At 39.9% G+C, this 14,920-nt stretch carries 1 protein-coding gene; it reads right to left on the bottom strand.

Translation table 11 applies throughout. From position 1 onward, the window contains the following. Nucleotides 1–44: 44 nt before the first annotated feature. Entirely contained in the window at nt 45–12,539 is a 12,495-nt protein-coding gene (locus tag LV89_RS10460) for a DUF8202 domain-containing protein (protein WP_510185565.1), read from the bottom strand. Nucleotides 12,540–14,920: the final 2,381 nt, after the last annotated feature.

The following is a 14,920-nucleotide window of genomic DNA, read 5'->3' as shown; positions in this document are numbered from 1 at the left end:
AATAACTGGGTACATAACACGAAGCTATGCACCCAGAATATACATTAAGGAAGTTGTTGTGTGATAATAAATACGTTTGTACCAGCTGTATTACTAAGGTAACCTAAGATGATATTTAAGATAATTGTATTATCAGCATTAGTACCTTTTGCAATTGTTTTACCGTCCATATTCACGTCAGTAGGAAGGTATCCATTTAAGATAAATGTATTCACACCTGCTGTATTTCCTCCGTTATTAGTAACTGCATTTGTCACAGCACTTCTATCACTATTACTTCCTTGAGCAATCACATTACTATTAACATTCGCATTTCCAGCCCATAGATAATTTTTACCTCCAATAATTGCTTGTGAATTCGTACCATATACTGCAAGCGTATTAGTTGTGAAATCAATAGTTGTAGGAATTATATTCAATGGCATTGCATTCATTGCCATTACTCCTAAGTGATTTCTATGACGAATCGACACAAAATAATTACCATTTGGAACATTTATCGTAAGCGGAGATACTCCATCAATATCAACGATGTCTCCATCTTTTTGTAATAAACCTGCTTGACGAGCAACAATTGTTGTTGATAAAGTAGCCGAACGTAATTCAACTAAAATCCAGTCCACAATTGCATCATTACCTGTACCTGTAAACACTGGCGAACCTGCTTTCACAGTTACTCCTGTGTATCCTAAACCTGTGTAAGGTTCAGTAGTTGGTAATACACTTGTCAAATCAGTACGCATCATACCGTCCACGTTAGCAGTAAATGGAGCATTAACCAATGTACCTGCACCTTGTAAGAACACCTTAGAGGTAATTTTCACAGAGCTTGAAGTAATTCCTAAGCCACCAAATACACTTGGTTTATCATCTAAACCTCCATTGTTAGCGATACCGTCTCCGTCAGGGTCAAGTGGGCTATCAATTTTACCATCGCCATTTAGGTCTAATGCACCTTTACCTGCATCTATGATGTCTTTTGTTCCATCATTATTGCTATCAACATCACGATAATCTGGTTGGTCTGTTCCGTCAGTATTTTTCGGAGCTGGGTCATTTAAGTCTCCAAATCCTACTTTTGCATCTACTGAGTCAACAATACCGTCTCCATCTGCATCTGGACCTTCTGCAACACCGTCTTTATCAGCATCGATAGCATTGCTACCACCTTCAACTAAATCACTTTGAGCGTCATTATCAGAATCCAAATCAAACATATCTTTCACACCATCTCCATCTGTATCAGGAGGAGTAAGAGCTCCACCTGCTGGAGAACCTTGTGCATTTGGTGTTCCATCAGCAATACCATCATTGTTGGTATCTACTCCGTTAGCTTCACGTACATCATTGATTCCGTCGTTGTCAGAATCCAAATCTCTATTGTTTGGAATACCGTCGCCGTCTGTATCAATTGTACCTTCTACTGTATCTAAAACACCGTCGTTATCATCATCAATATCAACATTATCAGGAATACCGTCTCCATCTGTATCAGGGGAAGCTAAACCTCCAAAGGCTGCTGGTTTGAAATCTAAACCACCATTATTAGCGATACCGTCACCGTCTGGGTCAACTGGAGCATCTATTCTACCGTCACCGTTAATATCCAATGCTGCATAATTCGTTTTCAGAATATCACCTTGTGAGTCGTTATTACTGTCTAAATCACGGTAATCAGGATTATCTGTTCCGTCGGTATTGACAGGAAGTGGGTCGTTTTGGTCTCCAAAAGAAGCCTTAAAGTCCACTGTGTTCATAATACCGTCACCGTCATCATCTGGGCCATCAACTACTCCATCATTATTTGCATCAATTGCAGTTGTTACACCACTTTCAAGTAAATCACTAAGAGCATCATTGTCAGAATCTAAATCTAAATAATCTTTCACACCATCACCGTCAGTATCTGGAGGAGTAAGACCACCAACCACTGGGGCACCTTGTGCATTTGGTATTCCATCAGCAATACCATCATTATTTACGTCAATACCGTTGGCTTCACGAACATCGTTGATTCCATCATTATCAGAATCTAAGTCGTTATTGTTTGGCGTTCCGTCACCGTCTGTATCTGCAAATCCTTCAACAGTATCAAGGATACCATCGTTATCATCATCAGTATCAACTGCATTTGGAATACCGTCACCGTCGCTATCAAGTGCTACAATACCACCGAAAGTTGTTGGTTTTGTATCACAACCACTGTTGTTAGCAATACCGTCACCGTCTGGGTCTGTTGGATTATCAATTCTACCATCAAGGTTAACATCCAATCCACCTTTACCAATGGTTACAATATCGAATTTACCGTCGTTATTGCTGTCAGTATCACGGAAATCTGGTTGGTCAGTGCCATCAGTATTTTTCGGAAGTGAGTCATTTAAGTCACCTGTACCTACTTTTCCATCAACACTATTCATGATACCGTCTCCGTCTGAATCTGGACCATCAACTACACCATCATTATCTAAGTCAGTGCCATTGCTTCCACCTTCAACTAAGTCACCAATACCGTCATTATCGGTATCTAAGTCAAACATATCCTTCACTCCGTCTCCGTCAGAATCAGGAGGAGTAAGACCACCTGCAATAATTTCACCTGTTGCGTTTGGCGTTCCGTCTGCTAAACCGTTATTATCTAAATCAACGCCATTTGCTTCACGAATATCATTAATTCCGTCGTTGTCAGAATCTAAATCTAAGTTGTTTGGTACGCCATCACCATCTGTATCTGCTGTTCCTTCAACTGTATCCAAGATACCGTCATTATCATCATCATTATCCAAATAGTTAGCGATACCATCACCATCAGAATCTGGAGCAGGTAAACCTCCGAAACCAAGTGGTAAAGTATCCAATCCACCGTTGTTAGCGATACCATCGCCATCTGGGTCAAGTGGAGCATCTACTTTTCCGTCTGCATTTCCGTCTAAGCTACCTTTTCCTGCATCAACAATATCAAATTTGCCATCGTTGTTGCTATCAACATCACGGTAATCAGGTTGGTCTGTTCCGTCAGTATTTTTCGGAGCTGGGTCATTTAAGTCTCCAAATTCTACTTTTGCATCTACTGAGTCAACAATACCGTCTAAGTCTGTATCTGGTCCATCAGCTACACCATTGTTATTGGCATCAACAGTTGGATAACCACTTTCTGCCAAATCACTAAGAGCATCATTGTCAGAATCTAAATCTAAGAAGTCCTTAACACCATCTCCGTCAGTATCTGGAGGCGTTAAACCTGCCCCAACAACACCAGTTGCAGAAGGCGTTCCGTCCATAATACCATCATTATTGGCATCTGTTCCGTTAGCTTCACGTACATCATTGATTCCGTCGTTGTCAGAATCCAAATCTCTATTATTTGGAATACCGTCGCCGTCTGTATCAATTGTACCTTCTACTGTATCTAAAACACCGTCGTTATCATCATCTGTATCTACTGCATCAGGTACTCCGTCTCCGTCTGAGTCTTTATCATCAGTGGCAGAGTTTGGATTCATAGCATTGTCAGATTCATATTTATCCAAAATACCACCATTATCTGAGTCTGTATCCATTGGATTTGAGAGTGATGTATTTACTTCAAAACCATCTGTCAAACCATCAGCATCTGAATCGTTATTATTTGGATTCGTTTCACCTGAACCTACTGTTGTAGAGTTACCAATAACTGGAGCATCTTGCATACCGTTTTTGTTAACATCTTCTACACCATCACTCAATCCATCACCATCAGTATCTGGTAATGTTGGATTTGTTTTAGTTAATGGGTCTGCATCAGCTACAAAACCTGTTGTGCCTAATAATGGGCCTGCTCCGTCTGGGTCAGCTATGCCAGCAGTTAAACCTGCTTCGATACCGTCTTTGATACCATCACCATCAGTATCTGCTGCCAAAGGATTAGTTGCTCCGTAAGCTGTCAAAGGTCCTGTTGCGTTTTTCTCTGTTCCATCACTCAATCCATCATCATCAGTATCAGCATCTTTTGGATTGGTATCAGTTAATGGATTGTAAATTTTATCTGCTCCGACTTCTGCAAAGTCACTAAGTCCGTCGCCATCTGTATCTGCTACATTTGGATTTGTTCCCAATAATCCTTCTTCTGCATTTGTTAATCCATCGCCGTCATTATCAGCGTCGAAGTCATCAGCTCCATTTCCAACAGAAGGATTCGTACCATCTAATAATTCTTTATTATCATTAGTACCTCCATTGTCAGAATCTTTATCCATTGGATTCGTGATTTTTCCAACACCATTTCCTGATAATTCAGCACCGTCTAATAAAGTATCCCCGTCTGAATCTGGATTTGTTGCGTCGGTTTCACCACTTCCTACGGTTGTAGATGTTCCAATAACTGGATTATCTTGTTTACCGTTTTTATTAGCATCTTCTACACCATCGGCAATTCCATCTAAATCAGAATCCGTAACTTTTGGATTTGTCTTGGTTGTTGCGTCTGCATCAGGTACGAATACTAATGGGTCAGTACCTGTGAAAGTTGCTGTACCAGAAGTACCACCTGCAATTGGAGTGGTTATTCCTAATTCAGTACCATCTTGAATACCATCACCATCTGTATCTTTATTCAATGGATTGGTTACTCCGATAGTTGCTAAAGGACCTGTTCCATTTTTCTCAACGCCGTCACTCAATCCATCATCATCAGTATCTGCATCTTTTGGATTGGTATCAGTTCCTGCATTGTAAACTCCGTCTGCACCTACTTCGGCACCGTCTTTGATTCCGTCACCGTCTGTATCTGCTACTTGTGGATTAGTTCCTAAAGCAATTTCCTCAGCGGTTGTCAAACCATCATTATCTGGGTCACCTGCATAGTCATCGCTTCCGTTGCCTAAGCTCGGGTTTGTACCATCTGTGATTTCTTGTCCATCTTCTGTACCACCATCATCAGTATCAGTATCCATAGGATTCGAGATTTTACCAGCGTTTGTACCAGTTCCATTTTTCTCGTCACCATCTTTCAAACCATCGGCATCCGAATCTGGATTTGTTGCACTGGTTTCACCACTACCACTTGTACCTGTTCCGCCAATTACTGGTAAATCTTGCTTACCATTTTTATTGACATCTTCCAATCCATCAGCAATACCATCGTTATCACTATCTGTTTTAGTCGGGTCTGTTTTGGTAGTTGGGTCTGTATCAATCACAAAATTTGGACTTGTAATCAATGTACCTGTATAAACTTTACCACCTGGCGAAGAAATACCTCCATTAATTTTAGCCGTAACACCTGCTTCTGTTCCGTCTTTGATACCATCACCGTCAGTGTCACCATTGAGCGGATTAGTTGCTCCATAAGCTGCCAAAGGTCCTGTACCGTTTTTCTCATCACCATCACTCAATCCGTCATCGTCAGTATCTTTATCGAGTGGGTTAGTGTCAGTACCTACGGTATAAACACCATCTGCTCCAACTTCTGCACCGTCGCTAATTCCATCATTATCTGTATCGGCATTTTGTGGGTCTGTGCCTAATAAAAGTTCGGCTCTACCACCAATACCATCACCGTCTGAGTCACCATCTAAATCGTCTGCACCAAAACCAGCTCTTGGATTAGTACCGTCAATGGTTTCTTGTTTATCATTTGTACCACCATCGTCAGTATCAGTATCCATCGGATTAGTAAGTCTAACTAATACTTCATTACCATCACTCAATCCATCAGAATCTGAATCTGGGTCGGTAGCGTCAGTTTCATAACCTACTAATGGTGATGTACCTGTACCTCCAACGGTTTCATTATCTTGTTTACCATTTTTATTAGCATCTTCAATACCATCAGCTAAACCATCTCCATCAGTATCTACACTTAATGGATTAGTAGTAGTTGCTGGGTCAACATCTGCTACAAAAGTTGCGGTATTAGTACCAAGCAAAGGACCTGCACCGTCTGGGTCAGCTACTGGAGTAGTGATACCTTTTTCTGTACCATCTTGGATTCCATCACCGTCAGTATCAACACTTAGTGGGTTGGTATCAGTACCAACAGTATAAACACCATCCACGCCAGTTTCTGCACCATCACTCAATCCATCGTCGTCAGTATCTGCATCTAATGGATTTGTATCAACGCCTGCTGTATAAATATGGTCAGCTCCTACTTCTTTTAGGTCATTGATTCCGTCACCATCTGTATCTGCTTTATTAGGATTTGTACCTAATACTGCTTCTTCAGCATCAGTCAGTCCATCACTATCCATATCAGAAGCTGATACTGTCACAGTGTTAAGACATACGCCTGTACCTTGTGCAGATGTAACTGTAAGTATTTGGCTACCTGCTGCACCACTTCCATCATAAGTGATAGGAATGGTTACAGATGTTTGCCCTGCTGTAAGTGATGTCGTTAAAGTTCCTGTAAAGTCTGTACCTGTAACCGTAAACGTTGCACTACCAAGTGTTGTACCTGTTAAGCCAATTGTGATTGAACCATTTTGTGGTGTTCCACTATTAACAAACGTACCCGAAACCGTTGAGCCTACACAATTAAACACAAACGAAGCTATTGGAGCCGTTACTGTTGCACTTGGCGTACACGAACTTGAACCTTGTGGCGAAGTAATCGTTAATACACGGCTACCTGCTACCCCTGTTCCATCATAAGTAATTGGGATTACTACTGAGGCTTGGTTGGCTGTTAGCGTAGTGCTTAAAGTACCCGTGAAACCTGTACCAGTTACATTGAACGTTGCTACACCTGCTGTTGCATTTATCAAAGCAATCGTAACTGTACCTGATTGTCCTGCTGTACCATTCGCTACAAATGAACCTGAGAATGTTGGCGAGCTACAATTGAATATAAACGATGCTGTGTTATCACGATAATTGACTTCTGGTGAAGCATTATTGTTCGGATAAGTTGTTGCTGGATTTGTAATTCCTGCATTTACTGGTCCAAAAGCATTATCGTTTGTATCAACTGCATTATCTAAACCATCGCCATCGCTATCTGCACCTGCAAGGGTAAGACCAGCTTCGGCAGTATCATTTCCTCCTGAATTATCAGAATCAGTATCTGTATAATCTGGGTTATCTGTACCGTCAGTATTAACAGGCGTAAGACCTGTACCATAAGCTGTTAAGCGTCCTTGTGCATCTACTGCTGTACCTGGGGCAATATAACCTGCGGTAGTTTGAGCTTCGATGTTGTCAGGAATACCATCACCGTCTGAATCAAGGTCAAGGCTGTTTACAATTCCATCATTGTCTGCGTCACATAATGCTATGTAAGTGATTGTTCCTGCATTTAATGCAATCAAACCTCTTGTGGCATTTGAAACTCCAGTAGGAGCTGTACTTGAAAAGGCAGTATAATCATAAATATATGTTTGCCCATGACTTGCCGTAAACGGTACAGTAGTTGAAGCGTTTACTGAATTTAACGCTGTCTGTACCTGAGGTCTTGCATAAAATCCACTCAACCAGTTAGTACTACTTGCCGCATTTTGGTCAGAGAAAATATTAATTGACTGACTAACAAGTTGATATCCTGCTGGACTTGGAACAGCATCAATACTAATACTAAATGTTCCTAATTTTTGGATAGCATTTGAAGTAATTAAACCATTAAATGCAATATCAAAACTACTTCCTGTTGCATTTTCAGTAGTAGTATTTGTTGAAGGCAATCCTGTGTATAAGGTTGTAACATTTGGTTTAATACCTGCATAGGTTGTTAATCCTGTTGCACCTTCCCATTTATTATCAGTTCCAAAGTTATTAGTGAAGTCAGTATAATTAACTCGTACATTAAATGAGTTACCTAAAGATGGAACAGCCGTACCACTTTGAAGTACATATTTAATATCAAAATATCCTCCATCTGTACCAAACCCTGTGTAACTTGTCTGTGTAGCATCCATAGCATATACAGTATTTGTACTTCCACAAGCCGTTTCCACACTATCCAAAATACCATCATTATCATCATCTAAGTCAGCACTATCTGCTACTCCATCACCATCCGAATCACCGTTTACTCTGGTATTTACTTGATTCGATATGAAGGTAGTTTGTAGATAAGTTCCTAATTCAGAAGCATCTACCGTCATTTTTGCAATATTCTTAATGGTATCACCTACGGCAGTAGCATTAGCATCTGCGTCAATCGTAAATGTTAATGAGCCATTAGCAGGGATTGTCAAATCACGAATCGTAATACTATTTGCTCCTGCATACGTGCTTGTTTGAGGAGTTGTCAAACTTGCTGAAAGTGAACTCAACGAACCAGAAATATAGGTTGCATCTTTGTCGAGGTTATCGTCAAAGAATACCGTCATGTCTGTGCTTTCGTTGTTGCTCAATGTAAATGTGTATTTAACAACACCACTTTCTTGAACTTGTGCTTTATCCACTGCCTTCGTAATGGTCATATTAGCTTTTGTAGCTGCTAAAACTGTTACAGGCGTTGGATTGGCTGCTCCAGCCGTATTTGGTTCATCAGACTGATATGTGTTACCATTTACTACAAACGATGCTTGGTTATTTAATGTACCAGCATTGGCTGCAATGGCATCAATGTATAAGTATGAAGTACCAGCAGGCACAGTAATATTTTGCAAATTCAAATTAGTAGTATTACCATAAGAATTGGTTGTACCAATTACTAAAGAGGTTGCCAATGTGCTATCTTTCCAAGTAAGTCCCGCAGGAAGTGCATCGGTTAGATTAATTGTTTTGGCATCACAATTTAAGTTTTGTAAAGTAAACTTATAAGTAAATGGTTCACCCTGACGCACTGTTTTAGGCGATGCTTCTTTGTACAAATACACGTTATCAGGTGTAATAACTGCTGGAACTGGTATTCCACACTGTATATTAATATGCCCGATAGCAAGGTCGTTAAATTTCTTCCATGTTGGGAAGAGCGTGTTATTCTTGGTATATTCTATATAAATTTCATCAATTGGAGAATCAAAGTTTACATACGCATCTCCAAGAGTTGTCCAATCCCAAGGCCAAATTGAGCCTGTCATTGTTATTGGATTTGTACCTGACAATGAAATATTAGTCCATTTATTTAAAGTAATTTTTGGATAAATATTCGCACCGTTCAATTTACCATAAACATTCACTACGTCTTTACCCCAAACCCATCCGTCAATATCTTTCAATTTGAAATCTACTGTTTGAGCAGGTTGTTTAGTTACACCGTCTGCTGTATTTACCAAAGCGATTTTTGTAGTAATCATCGACGTTGGTTGGTCATCATAACGTGGGATATACAAATAGTTACCATAGTTTACAGGATACCAAGGGAATGGAGCTGTAGCCTTGTACAAAATCACATTATTAGGGTCAGTAACGGTAACTTTTGCAGATTGTCCATTACCTAAATTATATGTTTTTGAACGAGTTCCCCATTGCCACCAATCAAATGGTAAGAATGAAAGCCAGTTTAATTCTTTACTACCACCCGTACAAAGGTTTGTAATTGGTGTAGTATTACCAGAGAATGTGATATAAGTATTAGCATTCGCTGCAAAATCATAATTCACTTCAAATGTTGTTCCACCTGCACTTGTCATCGGGATTGAGCTATAAGTAGCCATTGATGAAGCTGAAGAAACTAACATATAAACAGGCATATCAGTATTAAATCCAAAACCTGAAGCATCAAAACGAATCTTAGATGATTCAACCGTTCCAGTTTCTGTTACTTTCCATACTCTTGTAAGACGTTTGTCATTGCTTGGAGGAGGAGGACAAGCACTTGGTCCTGTTGGGAATGCCGAAGTACCTGTTAAATTATTGTCCCCAAACATCAAGAACGTTGCATTTGTAGCAAAATCTCCTGTATGAGCAGCATTGCTTGCCGCTATCTGATTATCAATACCAACTGTAAGAACACTACTTGATGTACTTACTGATTGTTTTTGATTTAATCCTTGACAATCATCACGACCGATACCAAATACGTTAGCATCAAAATCAGTAGAAGTACCACCGTTTGCAGCAAATACTTGTGTACCCGCACCACTCAAATAATTCTGAGCCAACGTAGAACCATATTTGATGGCTAAGTATGAGTTGATTTTCTGAACCTCTGTATCACTCAATGAAGATTTATACCAAATTACCTCTTGAATATCCCCAGGGAAAGCTCCTGCATTTGCCCAAGTACCGTATCCGAGTGTAAGAATATCTCCCCAAAGACCACCACCAGCAGTAATTGTTTGATTATTGAAATTACCATTCAAACCAACGGTTGCGGTTGTACTTAATGTACGAGCCGAGAAGATTGAAGTTTGACCAGTAGCCGCTGTTGTTGGATGAATAATATTTTGTGTCGAAATCCAATAACGGTAATAAGCTGGCTTACCTGCATTGATACTCAAATCGGGTTCACTACTATAATTATCGTCATTGTCAATACCAACGATACGACCTGTACCTGCACTACTTGGACGAACAGCCGCAATCATAGTTACCTCAGATGCTTGGAATGCACCTTGTGGAGCCATTGGGCTATTCATATTTTTGAAGAAGTTGGTCGAGCTAAATCCTGATAAGAAAGGATTATAGTTGTGAGCAGCATCTGCTGCTTGTAATAAATTCGTTGTACCAATTTTTGGAATATCTTGACCAACTGGAGAATTATCAATGATAGCATCTGTACCATTTGTAATACCCGCTGCATCTGCTTTAATCCAAAGATTCAAGCCTGTCGTAACACAACCTGGAGCTGTCAATGCTTTACCAAATGTAAAGAAAGCACCATCTGCAAAATCAACATTGGCATAGAATCCACCATTACCGTCTGCTGTTAATAATAGTTCTTGAGTACCAGCTCCAAACGTTGCTGAGCTACTTACTAATAATCTATCAGCTCCTGACGGTACTGTTATACGTACCGACCCTACTGTACCTGTTTCATCTACTTTCCAGATACGGTTCATACGGAAGAACGAACCTGCTGGTGTAAATGTAGTAGGTGCATAGGCTACTGCATATTCTTTTGTTAAGTTGTTATCACCGATAATCTCAAAGTTTTTGTCATTGGCAAAGGTATTTGTATTACCAGCATTGGTAGTTGCTAAAGCACCTAAACTTACTTTTACATAGCTATCAGCAGTTGAAGTTGATTGTTTTTGATTTAAACCTTGACAATCGTCACGACCAATACCAAAAACATGAGAACCGTAAGCTGACACGTCGTAAATTGTAGTACCATCGCCCATTAAATAATTGTGCGAGAGTGTCGAGCCGTATTTCACTGCTAAATAGGTATCAACTTTGTCTTTTTCAGTTGGTGTCAGGTTTCTATCGTAAAGAACAACCTCTGAGATATTACCATTCCAAACCTCAACGGCTTCCCAACCACCAATTGTAAACATACCATCAGTACCACCACCATTACCAACAAGTGTGGCATCGGTTGTAGCATCATAAAATTCGTTACCGTTTTGTCTTAAACCACTACCTGCATTAGCTCCAGAATTCCAGAAATAATCAAAAACCGTTGGAAGGTCTTTCTGAATTAATGTCGGGTGGTCTATTCTTACTGGAGCAGAACCATTCATCCACATAATTTGCTGGTCAGTAAGTGTACCCATGTGTGGGTTATCAATTCCTAACACAGCTAAATTTTCATATCCACCATCAATTTTATTTGTACCAGCACCAAACAATGTACCTGGGCTTGTGGTACTCATAAAACGTCCTGCTTTGTATTCTAAATGGTCGTTTGAACCATCAAAGACAAGGTAAGGATTATAGTTCATGATTGCCGAAGCACCTGCATCGAAAGCAGGAGTTTGCCCAGTAGTTGCTTGAATTACATCATATCCGTTTATATTATCTGCCCATTTCGTTACAGCAGTTGTACCTGTCACCCCTGCATCAGCTTTATACCAAGCTGTTAGGTTTGCAGCTACGCAACCTGGCGTTACTAAATAAGCTCCAAATGTATAGTAGTCATTGTTATTAAAATCTATGGTTGCTGTATAATATTCTTCAGAACCAATTGTTTCAAGTGTCATGGCTACTTTTGTATCCGAACCATCAAAAGTAGCATCTGTACTACGAAGTAAATTAACCTGAGTAGCATTACCAGGAATATTCGATTTTTCAATAGCAACTTTGACCGTTCCGACGGTACCCGTTTCTTGGATTTTCCAGACACGAGTGATACGGTTATTCATAGTTCCGAAAACAAATGGTGTTCCGAAAACACTTGCAGTACCGTCTGAGCCTGATACTTCAAAAGATTTATCAGCCGTAAAGTTGGTAGCATTAGCAGTATTAGTAGCGGCAAAACCTGTCGTAGAAATAATCGGCGTAAAGCCAACATTTACTGATTTTGATTGCTTTTGGTCTAAACCTTGGCAATCATCTCTACCAATACCAAAAATATCGAATTTATAAGTAGTATTAGCGGTGGCATCCCAAATTATGGCACCATCACCTTTTACATAATTATAATTATTTCCGTTTTTAGCAACACTACCATTTCCTTGTCCTAAGGTTGTACCATATTTTATAGCAAAATAGGTATTCACCTTTGCCATTTCGGCATCGGTCAATTGACGGCTATAAGCTACAATTTCAGGAATACGTCCTTTCCAAAATTCAAAAGCTGCATCAGCACTTGACATATCAGCACCAATAGCAAAAGATTTGAATAAATAACTTTGATACAGAGCAGAGCCTTCACCCGTTGGCGACCAGTTACCGGGATTACCCTTATAGCCATCTGCCCATGTAAAGAAATTTGGATGACTGGCAGCTCCCAAGACATTATCGCCACTCATACCTACGATAGAAGGTTGAACAACTTTTACAGAAGCATCGCTCGTAAAGTTTGTACCATTCCAGTAGCCATTTGAACCTCCATCTATTGAGTATTTTGTTCCCTTCCCAAAAGTTCCTCTATCAGGTACACCACCGATAGCATAAGGAGTCCAACCGTTATCAGCTGTTGCACCATTTTGTTTATAAAGAATAAAATGGTCAACGTACTGTTCTGAACTGAAAAATGCTCGATAACCTAAATCTGCCGCTTCGTCGGTATTGACACCCAAGAAAGTATATGGTGTTGTACTTGACATCAATGGCGTAAGGTTACGCAAATAGTCATTAGAACCATCAAATTCTAATACAGGGTTGAAGTTTATCAATTTTGTAGCATCAGTATTATAGAGTTTAGGCTGATAAGAAGCATTACCTTGCGTAATATCATAGCCATTTAATGCTCCGTTCGACCAAGATGAAACAGCACTTCCATCAGCACCTGACAAATCATTAGCTTTAAACCATGCAGTAAGGTTGGTTGTTACACATCCCGGAGTACCTGTTGGAACACCCGTTACAAAAACACTTTTAGTACAAGAACCAGTTGCATTTCCAACTGAAGCTGTTATCGTTAAAGTTCTACTTCCAAACGAGCCACTACCATCAAAAGTAATTGGAATAACAACTGATGTTTGTCCAGCAGTTAAGTTTACGGCTAATGTACCTGTAAAACCAGTTCCGCTTACATTAAATACCGCTGACCCAGCAGTTGCACCAGTGATGGGAACTGTAAGTGTTCCTGTTTGCCCACCTGTACCACTTGCAGCAAAAGTTCCTGTTGTCGAAGCAGTACCACAATTAAATGTGAATGATGCAGGTGGAGGCGTTGCATTATAAACATAAAAAGTTGATGTAAGATATTCTGGAGCTGATTCACCAGCAGAAAGATTAGAACAAGGATTTGTTGTAACAGTTGCACATGCTCTATAAGCCGTATTAGGAGAAACAGTGTAATAATTAAATCCTCTTGTACCGCCAGTTATATTAGCACCTAAATTAGTGACTGGTAAATTACAATCCGATTTAGGCGTAAGTGCATACGTTCTTGCAAAACCTGTATTACAAGTACTTGTAAATTCAACCAATTGTCTTACACCTATACGAGTCTCAGTAGCACCAGTCGTATAATCAACACAAAATGGATAGGAATGAGTTATAGAATGACTTAAATCATAGCTTCTAACATCAAATTTTGTAGCTGATTGTGCATCATAAGCTGAAAAGGCACTTGATTCAGTTGTATAAGTATTTAGTCCACAATTAAGATTATCCCCACATTTACAAGGTGAAATTGGAACTACATTCCCATAATACCCTCCATAGGTTGCATTAAGGTCTGAACAACTTGAACCTACGGTGGTTTTTACGATTACGACATAATCTCCATTAGGTGTAAGGGTCAACCATTCGGGATTGAGAGAGTTTGATTCACTACCTCCATGTGCAACTCCACCGTTGGTTGTTGTTGGAGCAATTGCTGTTCCTGAACAAACATTACCTGTATAAGAATACAAAGCAAATTGACGAGAGTTTGAAGTATTATCTAAGCAAGTTTGTCCACTAAAAAAACCTGCCAAAGTTTGTATTCCATGAAAAAAGCCCAACTGCCCATTGGCATCGGCTTTTACTTTCCAAGACTCGGTAATGACTGTACCCGTAGCTTGTGTACCTGCATAATTTTGTGCAGTTAGATTTGTATAATTGGTAGTAGCTTTGGTCAAAGCCTGTGCATTATGCGTACTGGCAACGCAAGTCAAACTTGCATTATAACTTGCTTGACCATAAACGCTAATACTACCAAGTCCAGCAGCCATCATCATCGTTAATAATGATGCCCGACGAATGCCAATTGAAAATGAACGATACTTTAATCGTCCTAAAACCATCAACAGTAAAACTCCCATGGCAAACAAAACCGTAGTTTGTCTGTTGGTAGCTCCACTACTGTGCTGACTGGTTTGTGATGTTTGTACAGAACACAAACTACTCTGTGCTTGTACAACTCGCTGAATTTGTTCGTTTTGCCATCCTTGCTTAGGCACAGGAGTTTGACCATTATCCGAACTATTCGGAAATGCTTGAATGATGGTCAGAACGG

Origin of the sequence: Arcicella aurantiaca, assembly GCF_003148625.1 — a bacterium.
Taxonomy (GTDB): domain Bacteria; phylum Bacteroidota; class Bacteroidia; order Cytophagales; family Spirosomataceae; genus Arcicella; species Arcicella aurantiaca.
Note: the sequence above shows the minus strand (reverse complement) of the source record. Positions and strands in the feature narration are given on the sequence as shown.

Excerpts from the sequence above, each read along its gene's own strand:
- LV89_RS10460 (WP_510185565.1), bottom strand. The coding sequence starts at position 12,539 with ATGGCAAAGGTGAATACCTATTTTGCTATAAAATATGGTACAACCTTA.